Annotated in this window: 7 protein-coding genes; 2 read left to right on the top strand and 5 right to left on the bottom strand. The window is 33.1% G+C overall.

The window, feature by feature from the left end; all coding sequences use genetic code 11:
- Positions 1-161: 161 nt before the first annotated feature.
- The 5 genes from ACEN2K_RS07195 to ACEN2K_RS07175 form a co-directional block, all read right to left on the bottom strand.
- Complete coding sequence (locus tag ACEN2K_RS07195; RefSeq protein ID WP_441758650.1) at positions 162-1241, bottom strand: efflux RND transporter periplasmic adaptor subunit; 1080 nt, start codon at positions 1239-1241, stop codon at positions 162-164.
- A gap of 61 nt (positions 1242-1302) precedes the next feature.
- The gene (locus ACEN2K_RS07190; RefSeq protein ID WP_441758649.1) at positions 1303-2616 is read right to left on the bottom strand and encodes a TolC family protein; all 1314 of its coding nucleotides are present in this window, start codon (positions 2614-2616) and stop codon (positions 1303-1305) included.
- A gap of 341 nt (positions 2617-2957) precedes the next feature.
- Positions 2958-4418 (bottom strand): NAD(P)/FAD-dependent oxidoreductase, encoded by a 1461-nt coding sequence (locus ACEN2K_RS07185; RefSeq protein ID WP_441758648.1) that lies wholly within the window; start codon positions 4416-4418, stop codon positions 2958-2960.
- Positions 4419-4519: 101 nt separating this feature from the next.
- Positions 4520-5398, bottom strand: coding sequence for a hypothetical protein (locus ACEN2K_RS07180; protein ID WP_441758647.1), 879 nt, complete (start codon positions 5396-5398; stop codon positions 4520-4522).
- Between the two features lie 80 nt (positions 5399-5478).
- Positions 5479-6174: a DUF6799 domain-containing protein gene (locus ACEN2K_RS07175; RefSeq protein ID WP_441758646.1), complete on the bottom strand. Its 696-nt coding sequence runs from the start codon at positions 6172-6174 to the stop codon at positions 5479-5481.
- Positions 6175-6760: 586 nt separating this feature from the next.
- On the opposite strand from ACEN2K_RS07175, the gene ACEN2K_RS07170 reads away from it, so the two are divergent.
- Together ACEN2K_RS07170 and ACEN2K_RS07165 are read left to right on the top strand one after the other, a co-directional pair.
- Positions 6761-11986, top strand: coding sequence for a PAS domain S-box protein (locus ACEN2K_RS07170; RefSeq protein WP_441758645.1), 5226 nt, complete (start codon positions 6761-6763; stop codon positions 11984-11986).
- Between the two features lie 139 nt (positions 11987-12125).
- Entirely contained in the window at positions 12126-17351 is a 5226-nt protein-coding gene (locus ACEN2K_RS07165) for a PAS domain S-box protein (RefSeq protein WP_441758644.1), read from the top strand.
- Positions 17352-17359 lie beyond the last annotated feature (8 nt).

The raw sequence follows: 17359 nt of genomic DNA, 5'->3' as shown, positions 1-17359 counted from the left end.
GCCGCGGCGAACGGGCTATTCGTTTCAATCTTTTTGTTTAAAAAAACAAAAAGGATTTCCACTGCTATCCCTCACGCAGAATTAAGGATTACTTTTTTATTCATTTTCAGTTTAGGTGTTCTGATTTTTGAACTGTTAAACCTTAAACTTTAAACTTTTTTTTACTGAACGCTTACCTTCGCTCCATTGTACAATTTCCCTTCGGCAGAAACAATGTACTTTTCATCAGCTGCTAATCCAGATAAAACTTCTACTTGATCTCCAAAGTTTTTACCAATGCGCAACCATCTTAAAATGGCTACATTTTCATTCCCCACAGTATATATTCCAGTAAGTTGTCCTTGTTTTACCAAAGCACTTTCAGGAACTAAAATCCTATTAGTTGAGGTAGTACTAGCTATTTTTTCAATAGGAAATTGAACATTAACAAACATTCCTGATAAGATAGAACTGTCGGTTTTATCTAAATCGATTTTTACTAAATATTGACCACCGGTATTTTTAGCAGACAAACTCACTTCACTCACTTTTCCAGTCAGGTCTTTGTTAGAAGATTTAACCAGCACTTTTACAGGCATTCCTTTTTTGATAGCATTAATATCATTCTCAGAAACCATTGCAGTAACCTGTAGTTTTGAAGCACCTTCTACACTTACTAATGGCATTCCTGGGTTTGCCATGTCGCCTTCTTTAACAAAAGTATTTGTCACAACACCTGAAAATGGAGCGGTAATATTTGAATAATTAAACTGTGCCATAACTTCATTACGCATTTGTTTAGCCCCTTCAAGTCCAGCTTTTGCCATTTCATAACGAGCAGTAATATCGTCTACTTCTTTTTGTGAAGCACTTTGCTGTTTGAATAAGTTGGTAAAACGATCGTAATCTTTTTTAGCACTATTGTAGCCTGCAGTTGCTTGTAGAATATTAGCATCTGCCTGAGCTTTTTTAGCTTGCAAATCAGAGTTGTTAATACTTACTAATGTTTGACCTGCACGTACTTTTTGCCCTATCTGAACATGTACTTTGGTCACATATCCCATCATTCTAGTGCTTAATTCAGCACTGTTTTCGGCTTCAATTTTTCCACTTGCACTCACAAATGGACTGTTGTCGTTTTCTGAAACTCCGCTTACTTTGACAGCTATTGCAGGAGATTCAGCTACCGCTTCTTTTTTCTCTCCGTTGCAGGATGTTAAAATAAAAAGGGAGATTGATAGTAGTGTTATTATTTTTTTCATGGTTTTTCGTTTGATTTTTTTGTCTTTATTCTTTGCGCTTTTTTCTATTTTATAACAATTTTTATTTTGTCAAAAATTGTAAATACTGTTGGGTGTAATTGTATTCAAAAACAGACTGTAGGTATTCTAATTCTTTTTTGAACATTTGAGTTTCCGCTTGCAACAAGTCGGTCGTTTTTTCTAAACCTTGTGTAAAACGATTGTTTCTTATTCTGTATGCTTCTTGTGATTGTTCTAAATCCAACTTAGATAAGGCAACCTTGTTCTCAGCATCTTTTATCTGACGACTGGCTTTGTTCAATTCCAGTTGGCTTTTGGCTTTGTATTGTTGGGATTCAATTTCGGCTTTTTGGAAATCAGCTTTGGCTTTGTCCAGTTTTCCAATAGATTTTAAACCATCAAAAACATTCCATGATAATTGAGCACCTACAACATATCCTTTGGCGGTGGTACCAAACAATTTATCATCATATAACTCATAACTTCCAAACGCATTTAAGCGTGGTAAGAAATTCATTTTACTAGACAACATCATTTTTTGATAGGCTTCCGTCGAAAGGTCCATCGCTTGAATATCTTTTCTGTTTTCAGAAAGTTTAGTGTCTATACTTTCTACCGCAATAGTATTTTCTAACTCTTCTGTTGGTTTGTAAACTTTATCACCAATATCTTCATTTAGTAAAAAAGCCAAATAATCAGAAGCGTTTTGCACATTACTTTTTGCATATTGCAATTGATTTTTCACTTCGTTGACACGTACTTGTACTGACAGTAAATCTGTTTTTTGAAGCATTCCTTGTTTGAAATAGTTATCAATTAATTTCAAATTTGCTGCAACGGTTGTATTTGCTTTTTCTAAAACGGCCACTGCTTTGTAAGCTAGTTGCAATTCCATATAGGATTTATTCACCTCTAATTCAAGGTATTCTTTGGTACGTTCTGTTTGAAGTGCAAAGGCATTCATCTTAGCTTTAGCAGCCTGTCTACCATAAATCCCATCTACATTAATAATAGGCTGTAAAACCTCTATTTTAGTAGCAAAGTTTTGTGTGCGATTAGGATTGTTCAATAAATTAGGATCAAAATCAGAAGCGGTTAAAATTTCCTGATTCAGTTTAGAACCAAAAGCCATCAAAGGATTAGTTGTTGAAATCCCCGTATGCGAAGCAGTAATGTTAGGTAAGAAAATAGCATTTGACTGTCTATAATCTGCCTGCGCTGATTTAAAATCTTGGTTGGCGATTTTAATCTGTAAGTTTTTATCGGAAACTTTTTGCCAAAGTTCGCTTTTAGAAATAGGCAGGGTTTCTTGACTATAACTACTAGCTGAAAGGGAAATTATTCCTAATAGTACTATTAAATTTATTTTCTTCATAATTTTTATTTCTAATTATTAACGCAAAGATAATTTCACAATAAGGCGTACACAGTAACAAATGTCACACTCAGGAAATAAAATGAAAAAGCATCTTAGACTCAACTCTAAAATGCTTCTGGTTAGTTACTAAACATAAAAAAATACTGGAGCTGCTATTTTTTAGTTTCGTGTACTTCCATGTCCACCCGCAACAATTTTTAAAATTCTAAAGTTCAAATAGAAGAATTTAAAAAATTGTATGATGAGGTTTTGCATTTTAGCGCGTTGCGATTTGGTTATTTTTGGTATCATTATTTTTGTTTTTTTATAAAAGGCAATTTTTAAAATTAACGATGATTTTATTCTGGAATCAACCACCAAAAAGGTTTCATTTTAGCTTTATAAAGAAAGGCATAATGCAATGTTAGTTTTACCCAATGTCCTGCAAGTCCCATATCACCAAAAGTTCTTTTTAAATCTCTTCCGCCTGTATTTTTATACTTTACATAATCGGGAACAATAGGGTAGGTTGTCATACTGATGCCGTTTCCTTTGGTCATTCCATAGCCTGCAGAAGCAATACAAGCAGCGCCCATATTACCCATAGACCCTTTATGATGCAAGCTCATTTTTCCTGTTTTTATAGAATCTATAATATTATCCGCTACTAGTTTTGCTGTAATTCCAGAGGGCATTCCCGTTCTTGGTGGTGATGGAAATATATCAGTTCCGTTTTTGCTTTTTCGAGGTTTTGAAATACTATGAGGAGGCGCAAAGGCAATTCCTGGAGCAAAAATATTGGGGTAACTAGGATTTTGGTAGGTTTCTGGCCAGTCTTGAACGGTCCATTCTTCGTAAGGTTTTGGAGTATAATCCGCATCAACAATCATGAATCCTTTGAATAGTTTATCGGTAATATCATTGTTGTTTTTATCGAATGCTTTAAAACCATGTCCCGAAAAAGCTGGGATTAACATAGCAAAATCATATTCTTCCGTTTTGTATTCCCCATCAAGATTTTCGTAATGTACTTTTCCGTCTTCTACTTTAGTAACTCCAGCACCCAGAATCCATTTAATGTCTCTGTCTTTAAATACCATTTCGACCATTTCGCTTGATTTCATGACGTTTTTACCAAAAGAAAGCATCATGCCATCCATACCAAAATCGCCCAAAGCATATTCGTTTGAAATCCAAGTCACTTGCACTTTGTCTCTAATTCCTAGTTTGACTAATTCTCGTTCAACATTCAATATATATTCAAAAGCAGCTCCTTGACAGGTTGCTTTTGCATGGCCGGTCCCAATTAGTATTTTGGCTATTTTATTTGTTGTTTTAACTTGCTTAATAAGTTGATGTAAGGCTATTGAAGTTTGACTAGCATGGTCGTAAGTACAAACAGAATAGGTATTGTTTTTTTCTGGGACTAAACCTTCAGTCAAATTAAAAGCTAATTTTGGTCCAGTTGCGTTAATTAAATAATCGTAGGTTACTTTTTCTTGTGTTCCTTCTTTAATGCCATAAACATATTCAGCCAGAATGAAAGGATTTTTTTCTTCGGCATCTCCTTCTGGATAAAAGGCAACTGCTTTGGCTTGCTTGTAGCCAATGCCTTTCTTAGCATACAAAGGTTCCAACGGAAATATAACATCCTTAGCATGCATTCTACCTATTCCTACCCAAATATTAGATGGAACCCATTGGTAGTTTCTATTGGGAGAAACAACAAGAATTTCATGGTCTTTTGAAAGTTTACGTCTCAAATGACATGCTGCTGTATGACCTGCAATTCCTGCACCTAGTACTACTATTCTTGACATATTATTATTATTATTATTATTATTATTATTACTATTATTTATTTATTTATTTATTTATAATGGTTTCTATGACTTTTTTGAGCGAGCGTATTTATCTGCTGCTATTTCATTTTTGAGGTGTTAAACCAATAGCTAACACCAGCCGAAAAATAAAATACCTCTTTAAGATCTTCTTTGATTATACCATCTTCTGTCACTATGGTGGCATTGCTTTGAGGGAAGGCTAAATGAGGTGAGAACGAAAATATAAATGAATTAGAATAGTACCGTATTGGCAAACTCAGTTCGATATTTAGTAAATTGAATTTGTTCACTTCATCAATTCCTACCACCGTAGTACCTACTTGCTGGTTTTGCCCGTTACCATTTCCTTTTCTATTTCCTACACGATTGTATTTGTAATATTCTTCATAGAAATACTGAGATCCTGCATGAAGAGCCAGCGTTGGTATTATTTCTAAACTCTTATCTGTTGTATAAATGGATTTTGCTAGCTGTGTGCCAATAAAAAAATCGGTATTACTGTCTTTACTAAAATAAGTGCTAGCGGTTAATGAGGCTTGAACAATATCTAAATCATAAGTAAGTACTGCCGAAATATCAGCTTCAATTTCGGACTGTATACTATAACTATTATCATTAAAAAAGTATTTAGTTCCAGAAATTGCACCACTTAATTTATTAAAATCAAAGCGGTAACCTGCTGTTAATAAGAATAAATCTACTCTGTTTTCACTTGATTTAGTTAGGTAAGATAAAGATGCATCAGCAAAAAAACCAGAAGCGTCGTAATATCCAATTGACGGGACTAGGTAGGGTACCGCAATAGAGTCGTTGCGTCCCATAAATACGGCATCATTTTGAAAACTGATATCTGTTAACAGATAAGATTTGACTTTATCTACTTTAAGTTCTCCTTGTGCCCGTAAATAGATGGGCAAACTCAAAAACAAAACTAACAATAGGCTACAATTTTTCATTTTGAGTAGTTTAAATATGAGACAAAAAAGAGCTTTAGTATTTTAAAGTCCTTTTTATTTGTACTAATTAGATTATAGAATTAATTCCCTCTACCTTTTTTTTGAACTTTATTTATTTTTTGCATAGCAGGTTTTTTTTGCACTTTATTCCTATTGATGTTTTGATCCATGTTTTTGTTAGCCTTTCTATTTTTTTGCAGGATCATTTTTCTTTGTTGGTAGGTGTTTTTAAACATTTTTCCATCCATACTAAAACACTGACCTTCTTTTAATCGTTTCAGTTTGCGATTGCCTTTTTGATATGTTCCGTCAGGATTTACAGTCGTTCCATTACCCAAGTTTAATTTTTGCTGTAAACGACTTTGCTCTTGATTTTTAATTTGATACATGTTTCCATCTATCATTGTTAAATGGTAACGGTTTTTATTGCGTTCCATCATTTGATTTTGAGTAAGATTTTGGTTTTCTTGTTTGATTTTAGCTCGGTATTGGTACTCATTTGAATAAAGTGTTCCCGTCATATCCAAACATTCACCATCACGCAACCGTAAACGGTCGCCCCCTTTTTTCTGATATGTTCCATCCGCATTTACTACCGTACCGTCAGTAAGTGTTAGTTGGTCATGTAATCGCGTTTGATCACGGTCTCTAATTTGTAAAACATCACCGTCCACTAGCATTAAACGATCTCGATCTCTGTCTTGATCTCTATCTTGAGCTACTAAGGATAGCGCTCCCAAAACTGTAAATGCGAATATTAATAATAACTTTTTCATGTTCATCCAGATTAATAATTAATAATAAAGTAAAATTAAGAATTACTGTACGGAATAAACATGATAATTATCAGTATGTCAAATTGTTAGCTTTTTTTTAAAGAAATTATACTATTTACGCTAATTCTATTTTACTTACACAAGCATCTGATTTGTAGCCATTTGTTTTTTATGTCGATAAAGGATATTTATAAGCTGCTGAAGTAAGGGAACTGGGGCAATGTAAGTAGGAAATAAGTGAAATAGCAATTGCTTTAAATTTATAGAAGCAGTTTTTTAGGATAGAAATGAATCGTAGTGGTTTTTTTAATTTGTGAATAGAAAAATCAACAATTAGGTGATTAATCACAAAATAATTTTTAGGTATTGATTTATACAGAATTAAATAGTATTTTTAGTTCACATTTTTCGAGAAATTGTTTCTCTTTTTTTACTGAATTTTTATTTTAAACAAATAGAAATTATCACATTTATTAGAATAGAATCAATGATTTAGATACATGACGGCCTGATGATTTTGCATTATTTCAAATAAAGAAATAGTTGCTGGATACGCTTTTAGAATATAATTACTAGTTCCATTTTTATGAGTATAAATTTTCCCAAACCAACATATGAAGAACTTCTCAAGATAGCTAAAGATCAAGAGCTAGAAATTGAGCGTTTGCACAGTAAAGAACATCAAATTGCAAATTTTGATTTTTACCTAAATCAATCTATTGATTTGGTTTGTATCGCTGGCACTGACGGCTTTTATAAAGAGATTAATGAAACCTTCATTAAGACTTTTGGATATACAAAAGAGGAGATTTTGCACAAAAAGCTTTTAGACTTTATCCATCCTGATGATTTAGAAGATTCCACTAAGGTCATGCAGGACTTAAAGTTAGGGCAAGACTCTTTTAATTTCGAAAATAGAATTGTAAGAAAAGATGGTGAAATTGCTATTATTCAGTGGACAACCAGTGTTGACTTACAATCGGACCTCGTTTATGCAATTGGTCGTGATGTTACCGAGAAAAGATTAATTGAAAATAAATTAGCGACAAGCGAAAGGTTACTCAATGATGCCCAAAAACTAGCAAAGATGGGTAGCTGGGAATTGAACGTAGCTAATTATGAATTGATTTCTTCAGATGAGCTGTACGCCATTTTTGAAACTGATAAAAGCTTAAATCTAGTAGAGGAATATAAAAGATTTATTTCGGATCAGGAAATAGAATTGTTTAAAAACAGATTGACTCAGCTCAAAAATGACTTGCAATCTTTTGATTTTGAATATGAAATTACTTTTCCAGGTAAGCGTAAAAAGTGGATTTATGTCATGGTAGTTCCTGTATTAGATGATGAAGGCAAACTCATTTTAATTAGAGGAAATACACAAGATATTTCTGAACGAAAAGCGAATGATGAAAAATTAAAAACACGGAAGCAGAACCAAGAAAAACTCAAGTTACAGCTTATTGAAGAGGAGAGCAATGCAAAATTTAAAAATTATATTGAATATGCTCCAGATGGCATTTTTATCACAGATGAAAATGGAAATTATTTAGAAGCAAATCCTGCAGCAACTTCAATTACTGGATATTCTAAAGAAGAACTTCTGACTATGAGCATGAGGGATTTGACGCCTTCAGAATCATTAAATGACTTAAAAGAGTCTTTCAATAAATTAATAAAAACAGGTTCATTTAAAGGGGAATTTAAAACGATTCATAAATCTGGGGAAATTAGGTGGAGAAATGTCAACGCCGTAAAAATTTCTGAAACTAGATATATGGGCTTTATAAATGACATAACTGAAATGAAACGGGCACAAGAATTGCTAAACAAGACTTTTGAACGAATTACCGATGCTTTTGTAGCATTAGATACTAACTGGTGTTATACCTACATGAACAATAAAGCAGCTGAAATTCTACAGCGAAAGGCTAATGTTATGATAGGAAAATGTATTTGGGATGAATTTCCTGAAACACTTTTAAAACCTTTTCACAGTATTTTTAAAGAATCTTTTGAAACACAGCAGTACAAATATTTTGAAGAATTCCATGAGCCAAGTCAGCGCTGGATTGCAAATCACTTGTATCCATCTCCTGACGGTATCTCTAATTTCTTTACTGATATAACTGAAAAGAAAAAGGCGGAGGACATTATTGAGAAAAATGAAAAACGCTTTAGAGCATTAGTCGAAAATAATCAAGGGATTATAACTGTTATTGATCAAAATTTAAAAGTTTTGTTCAGAAGTTCATCATCTGCGCGGGTGACGGGCTATACTGATGAAGAATTTGATGCTATCAAGCCCGAAGATTATTATCATCCTGATTATATTGACTATGTAAATACGATGATTCAAGAATCAATAACTAAACCTAATACTCCTTTACCCGTTTTATTTCAGGTAAAACATAGAGATGGTCGCTACATCTGGTTAGAGGGAGTGCTTAACAATATGTTAGATGATGACTCTGTTGAAGGTATAATTGCTAATTTAAGGGATGTTACTGAAAGGAGAAATGTTATCGACGATTTAATAAACGAGAGAGACAAGTTTGCTAAAATTGCAGCTACGTCCCCTGGCTTAATTTATTCTATGCGTCAAAATTTAGATGGTTCACTCAGTTATCCTTATGCAAGTGAAGCCATAAAGGAAATTTACGGCTTAAGTTTTGAAGAAGTACAAAATGACGCAAATAGTATATTTAAACGAATACATACAGATGATATTGATGACGTTATTGAAAAAATACTAAATACTAAAAGAACTTTAGTTCCCCTAAAAGGAGCGTATCGCTATTTTCATCCTGTTAAAGGATTAGTTTGGCATGAAGTTAATTCACTACCCGTGGTTGAACCTGAGGGCACAGTTATTTGTCATGGAATTATTACTGACATTACTGATCGAATAATAGCCGAACAAAAGATTGTTAAGGCAAATAGATTATACCTATTTATCAGCCAGATTAACCAAATGATTGTCAGAACAACTGATGAGAAAACCCTCTTCAGGGAAGCTTGTAAAATTGCAGTGGAATGGGGAAAATTTAAAATGGCGTGGATAGGATTACTTTCTGATAATTCTAAAAAATTGAATCCAGTGATGACAGCAGGTGATACCTCTGGTTATGTAGATCATATAAGAGCAATTTCCTTGGAAGATGTTAATAATGGTAACGGTCCTGGGGCTTTAGTGATTAGGGATGAAAAACACATAGTTTGTAACGACATTCAGAATGATGATTTGATGAAACCATGGAGAGCTGAGGCTTTAGCTTGTGGATACCAATCTGTAATGGCCTTACCCATTAAAAAATTCGGAAAATTAATAGGTGTATTTACTTTTTACTCTGGCGATAAATACTTTTTTGATGATCAAGAAATAGCCTTGCTCGAAGAAGCAACGGGAGATGTCAGCTTTGCGCTTGAAGTTTTTGAAAAAGAAATTCAAAGGAAAAAAGCTGAAGAAGCCGTTTTTCAAAGTGAAAAAAGATACCATACATTGACAGAAGTATCACCAGTAGGTATTTTTCGTACTGATGCTTCAGGTTATACTACGTATGTCAACCCAAGTTGGACTCAAATTTCGGGTTTACCGTATCAGAGAGCCCTAGGTAATGGATGGCTAGATGCGGTACATGAAGAGGATAGAATAGCAATCTTAAATGGTTGGGAAAATGCCACAATCAAAAATGAAAAGTCATTGTCTGAGTATCGATTTGTTCGGCCAGACGGAACTGTCGCTTGGGTGATGGGTCAAGCCATTCCTGAAAAGAATTCAGAAAATGAGATCGTAGGTTACATTGGTACTATTACTGATATTACTGATCGCAAGAATGGGGAAGAAGAGTTCAAAAAAGTAAATAAAAAACTAGAAGGTATTTTAGATGCTATTCCTGATCTCCTTTTTGAAGTGGGTAAAGACGGTCATTTTTATAATTTCCATTCGCACCATACCGATATGTTGGCAATGCATCAAAGTGAGTTCATAGGTAAAAAGTTTTCAGAAGTATTACCCCCTGAGGTAGCAGAAATAAGTTTACTTGCTGTAGAAGAGGCAGCCCAAAAAGGATTTTCAATTGGTAAGCAATATCAAATGGAGTTGCCCAATGGATTGCATTGGTTTGAATTATCTGTCGCTCCAATGAAACAAAGCGATGAAGATGATCAACTACACTTTATATGTTTATCTCGCGACATAACCGCTGCTAAAAGAGGGGAGTTTGCCTTACAAAAGAGCGAGGAAAGGTATCGAGGTCTGTTAAATAATTTAGATGCTGGGATAATTGTTCATTCCTCAGATTCTACTATTATCATGAGTAATAAAAAAGCTTCTGAGTTGCTAGGATTGAATGTAGAAGATATTTTAGGAAAAAAGACAGTTGATCGCAGTTGGAAATTTATAAATGAGGATGGTACTGATATGGATTTTGATCAGTATCCAATAAACCAAATTTTGAATTCAGCTTTGCCTATTAAAAATATGGTTTTAGGTATTTATAACCCTAAAAGTAAGGCCATTTTGTGGGCTTTAATTAATGGTTTTCCTATGGTAGATGAGGAAGGCTCTATTGTGGAAGTCGTAATTAGCTTCATAGATATTACAGAGCGGAAACATATGGAAAACCAAATTACCAAGTCGAAAGAGCAAGCCGAGGCAGCCAGCAAAGCCAAGACAGATTTCCTTGCTAATATGAGTCATGAAATTAGAACTCCGTTGAATGGGATTATCGGTTTTACCCATTTGTTGATGAAGTCCAAATTAGATTTTAATCAGCTAGAATACATGTCTACTGTAAATGAATCGGCAAAATCTCTAATGCAGATTGTAAACGATGTACTTGATTTTTCTAAAATTGAATCAGGTAAATTAGAATTAGATATTGACGAAGTTGATTTGTTTGAACTAACAGGACAAGTTGTTGACCTTTTCAAACATCAGGCTAATGATAAAAAAATAGATCTAAAATTAAATATAGACCTCAACATACCTAAGTTAATTTTAGCCGACTCTGTTCGCTTAAAGCAAATTTTAGTGAATTTGTTGAGCAATTCCTTAAAGTTCACCAATTTTGGAGAGATCGTTTTAGAGATTAAAGAAGTCATGCCAACAACGGATACTATGACCTCGATTAAATTTTCTGTAAAAGATACCGGAATTGGTATAAAAGTAAATAATAATAAAAAAATATTTGGCTCATTCGTACAAGAGGACAATTCTACTAGTAGGAAATTTGGTGGGACTGGATTAGGTCTCACCATTTCAAATCAATTATTAGCTTTGATGGGTAGTACATTAGAGTTAAATAGTATTTATGGAGAAGGTAGTGATTTCTATTTTACTATTCAGTTCAAAAAACCACTTGTTAAAAAATCAAACGAAAACTTAATTGTTGAAAATGTAAATGTAGAAACCGCTAACCCAGTTAAAATATTAAGCCATAAAAATATAATGATTGTTGAGGACAATAAAATAAATATGCTTTTGGCTAAGACATTAATAAAAAGAATTGTCCCTAATTGTACCATTTTTCAGGCTTATGATGGTAACGAGGCTATAGAGCAATTTAAAAAGTATGATATGGATGCCATTTTTATGGACATACAAATGCCTAATAAAAATGGTTATGAAGCTACCACCGAAATAAGAATATTGGAGGAAGACAAGAACATACCTATTATTGCCATCACAGCTGGAATATTGGTTGGAGAAAAAGAAAAATGTTTCAGTACAGGAATGAATGACTATTTACCTAAACCAATTATTATTAAAGATTTAGAGAATATCATTGAAAAGTGGTTGACTAACTAATCATAAGTAATAAGCCATTTTTTAAGTTGAATTTAATGTAGTAAAGCATTGTGTATTAACCTTAATTAAATAACTTTGTAAGCCTTTTTTTATTAAAAAGGCATTCATGTTGGGATAAATTAGATTTACATTATAATATATGAGTGATACTAAAGCAAGTTATGAGGAGCTTATTATTAAAACGAAAGAATTAGAATCTGCGTTAGAATTAAATAGCATCATCAAGAATGATAAGTTTTTGACAAATTTTCAATTTTACTTTAAAGAATCATTAGACTTAGTGTGCATCGCAGGTATTGATGGTTTTTATAAGGAAATTAATCCTGCTTTCATGAAAATTTTTGGATACTCAGAAGACGAAATCCTTAATAACCCCATATTAGACTTTGTACATCCAGATGATATTAAAAAATCCCAAAAACAAATTAACGACTTAGGTCAAGGTTATATTGTAACTAATTTTGAAAACCGACTATTAAAGAAAAATGGAGATGTTGTTACTGTCCAATGGCGAACCAGTGTGAATCCCTCCAAAGAATATATATATGCAATAGGACGAGATATAACTGCAATTCGTACTGTAGAACAGGAATTACTTGCTAGCGAAAAACTCCTGAATGAAGCTCAAAAAATTGCTAAATTAGGAACATGGGAATTTAATTTCAGTAAAAATAAAATGGTATGGTCTAAGGAGCTTTATGCTATATATGAAGTTAAAAAAGTGCCTAAACAACAATTGTTTCAGGAATATTTAAATCTATTTTCCAAAGAAGATGTAGGGATCTTTTTAAATAAAATAAATCAATTAATTATTGATAAAAAATCTTTTGAAGTAAAGCAGCAAGTTTTATTATCAAATGATCGAACGAAATGGGTTCACGCCATTGTTATTCCATTATTGGATGAAAAAGGGAATGTATATGCCTTACGTGGAAATACACAAGACATATCTGCCCAAAAAGAAAATGAAAAAGCTACTAAAGAAAAAGAAAAGTCAAAAATAGCAGTAAAGCTAAAACGTATTGAGCAAGAGAGTAATCATAAATTTAGGAATTATATTGAAAATGCTCCTGACGGAATATTTGTCACTGATGAAAAAAACAACTATGTTGAAGTAAATCCCGCAGTTTCTGTCTTAACGGGATATTCTAAAGAAGAACTACTTCAAATGTCAGTTTTAGATTTAACGGCAGAGGAATCTAAGGAAGCACTTTTAGAACAGTTTAACATTCTTTTAAAAACCGGAGCTTCAAAAGGAGAATATAAAACTATTTGTAAAAATGGCGATATAAAATGGCGATCTGTTGACACCGTACGTTTTTCTAAAAATAGATTTCTTGGATTTTTTAAAGATATAACTGACACTAAAACGGCTAATAATTTAGTTGCTAAAACCTTCGATAGAATTACCGATGCTTTTATAGCATTAGATAACAATTGGTGTTTTACTTTTATGAATAAGCACGCGGGTGAGATTTTAAATTGCGACCCAGTGGAAATGATAGGAAAAAACATTTGGAATGAATTTCCTAACGGTGCAAAAATGGAATTCTATGATGCTTATCACCAAGCATTACAAGAACAAAAATATGTTTTCATAGAAGAATATTATGAAAATTATGATTTGTGGTATGAGAATCACATATACCCATCTGAAGACGGAATTTCAGTATTCTTTAAAGATATTACTGAAAAAAGAAAAGCAAATAAAATACTAGAAGAAAAAGAAAATCGCTTCCAGGCTTTAGTGGAAAATAATGAAGGAATAATATCTCTATTTGATGCAAATTTTAAAATTCTGTTCATTAGTTCCTCAATCTTGCGAATAACAGGATGGGAGCAACAAGAGTTTGAAAAAATAAATTTAAACAAGTACATTCATCCAGCTTATTTAGAATACATCAGTAGCAGGGTTCAAGAGGCAATAGATAACCCTGAAAAATCAGTAAGTGTATTATTTCAGGTTCAACATAAAAACGGTAATTACATTTGGCTTGAAGGTATTTTAAATAATAAACTAGACGATCCCAGCGTCAAAGGGATTATTGCTAATTTAATTGATGTCACTGATCGAAAAAAAGCCATTGAAAATTTAACTCATGAACGAGATAAATTTGCTAAAATCGCTGCAACTTCCCCAGGTTTAATATTCTCCCTTCGTCAAAATAAGGACAATAGCTTTCAATATACCTATGTTAGTGACGCTATTGAAGATATTTATGGATTTGCCTATGAGGAAGTGATGAAAGACACTAAAATCATTTCTAGGTTAATACATCCAGAGGATTATTTTACTTTAGGTGAAAAAGTTTTAGAAACAGGATTAAAACTAATTCCGCTAAAATGGGAATATAGGTATCATCATCCAGTTAAAGGTTTGGTGTGGCATGAAGTTAATTCACTGCCAGAAATGGAACCTGAAGGAACGATAATTTGTCACGGAATTGTAACTGATGTTACCGAAAGAATTGAAGCCAAAGAAAAACTAATTAAAGCTAACCGACTTTATTTGTTTATTAGTCAGATCAATAAAATGATTGTTCGCACTAAAGACGAACATACCCTTTTTAAAGAAGCTTGTAATATTGCTGTTGAAATAGGAAAGTTTAGAACCGCTTGGATTGCTGAAATTAATGAAGCAACTAAACAGATAGTTCCTGTAATGATTGCAGGAGAAGATAATGGGTATTTCGATATCATTAAAACCATAACTTATGACGATAGCGTGCAAGGTTCTGGCCCTGGAGGTAAAGCAATAAAAGAAGGAAGACATATTGTATGTAATGATATAGAAAATGACATTTTAATGCGTCCTTGGAAACACGAAGCCATTAAAAGAAATTACCGCTCCTTAATGGTAGTTCCTATTAAAAAGTTTGGTAAAACTATAGGAGCGTTTACTTTTTATTCTAGTGAGAAGAATTTCTTTGATCCAGAAGAAATTGACTTATTAGAAGAGGCTGCAGGTGATGTAGGGTTTAGTTTAGAAGTTTTTGAAAAAGAAAGACAAAAAAAGCAGGCCGAAAATCAGGCATATGAAAGTGAAAACAGGTATCATACCTTAGCTGAAATATCTCCTGTTGGAATATTTCGTACAGACGCCTCAGGTTTAACAACCTATGTCAATTCGAGGTGGTCAGAACTTACAGGATTAACTCTAGAAGAATCCTTAGGTAATAGTTGGCTTAATGCCGTTCATAAAGACGATCAGGCTGCAATTATAAAATCTTGGGAGCAGGCCGTCAATCAAAAAGACATCCCACTAACAGAATACAGGTTTGTAAGGCCAGATGGTAAAATTAGCTGGGTAATGGGGCATGCTGTGCCTGAGAAAAATGCTTCAAACGAAATTATTGGGTATATTGGTACCACTACAGATATTACGGATCGAAAACATTCAGAAGAAGAATTTGAAAAAGTGCATCAAAAAATGAAAGCAGTTTTAGATGCAATTCCTGACATGTTATTTGAGGTGGGGATTGATGGCCGCATTTTTAATTACCATTCGCATAATTATGAAATGCTAAAAATGCCAGACAAAGGCTACTTAGGCAAATCCATCCGGGATATGTTTCCAGAGCATGTAGCGCAGATTTGGTTGTCAGCAATAAAAGAAGCGCTAGAAAAAGGCTATTCTAATGGTAGACAGTATATCATTGAAATGGATTCTGTAAAATATTGGTACGAACTATCGATTGCCCCGATGCAGGAAAATGAAAATAATGAGACTCATTTTATATGTCTTTCAAGGGACATTTCGAAGGCTAAAAAGGGAGATGAAGAGCTTCTTAAAAGTAAAAAGAGGTACCGAGGTTTATTGAGCAATTTAGATGCAGCAATAATTGTTTACGATAATGAGAAATCAGTTATTATGAGTAATTCTAAAGCATCAGATCTACTGGGAGTAACAATATTTAATGAAAGTTTTGCTGATGATAGTTCTGTAGCTATTGCATTAGTAAATGAACAAAACGAAATTATAGATAGTGACAGTTATCCAGTAAATGAAATTGTCACTAGTGGTGAACCAATAAAAAACAGAGTTCTTGGGATTAAAAACTCCAAGAAAGAGGAGGTAACTTGGGTATTAGTAAATGGTTTTCCTTTATGGGATAGCGATGGAAATTTAGTCGAAATTGTCATTAGTTTTATTGATATAACCGAACGCAAAATGATGGAAAGGCTCATTACTAACGCAAAAATAGAAGCTGAAGCAGCTAATAAAGCCAAGACAAATTTTCTTGCTAATATGAGTCATGAAATTAGAACGCCTTTAAATGGAATTATTGGGTTTACCCACCTTTTAATGAAATCTGATTTAGGTAACAGACAGTTAGAATACATGTCAACAGTCAATGAATCTGCGACGTCTTTGATGGACATTATCAATGACGTTCTGGATTTTTCTAAAATAGAATCGGGGAAATTAGAGTTAGATGTAGATAAAATTAATCTTTATGAACTCGTTCAGCAAATTTATGATTTGTTCAAGTTTCAAGCTATTCAGAAGAATATAAATTTGGTTCTTCATATTGATGAAACGATTCCTGAATTTATTATTGCTGATTCGATACGATTAAAACAGATTTTAGTCAATCTGCTAGGTAATGCCTTAAAATTCACCAGTTATGGCCAGATCAAACTCTCCGTTCAAGAAGTGCCGTCAACATTTAAAAGCCATGTAAGTATTAAGTTTTCTGTAAAAGATACGGGAATAGGAATAAAAGATATCAATCATGAGAAGATCTTTAATTCCTTCATGCAAGAGGACAATTCCACTAGTCGTAAATTTGGAGGTACAGGTTTAGGTCTCGCTATTTCTAATCAGCTTTTAGCACTAATGGAAAGTAAATTAGAGTTAGAAAGCACCTTTAAAGTGGGCAGTGATTTTTATTTTACTGTCAAATTTACAAAAATAAAATTAACCGAAAACCAGCCTCAATTAACTAAGGATGTTGCTGCGGGGAAAAACAGTGCTCCTCTGCGAATTTTGAGTCAAAAACAAATCCTGATTGTAGAGGATAATAAAATCAACTTACTGTTATTAAAAACATTGATAAAAAAAATCATTCCAAATGGAACTATTTTTACTGCTCAAAATGGTATTGAAGCTATAGAAAAGTTTAAACAAGAAAAATATGATGCTATTCTGATGGACATACAAATGCCATTAAAAAATGGGTATGATGCTACAATCGAAATAAGAAAGCTAGAAGAAGAAAGTAAAACCCCAATAATCGCTATAACTGCTGGGATACTGGCCGGTGAAAAACAAAAGTGTTTTGAATCAGGAATGGATGACTATCTGGCAAAACCAATCATTGTTTCAGAGTTAGAGAAAATAATGGAAAAATGGCTAAAATAAAATGTAAA

The sequence above is a fragment of the Flavobacterium sp. W21_SRS_FM3 genome (assembly GCF_052113625.1).
Taxonomy (GTDB): Bacteria; Bacteroidota; Bacteroidia; order Flavobacteriales; family Flavobacteriaceae; genus Flavobacterium.
The sequence above is the reverse complement of the archived record's forward strand: the minus strand, read 5'-3'. Positions and strand labels throughout refer to the sequence as shown.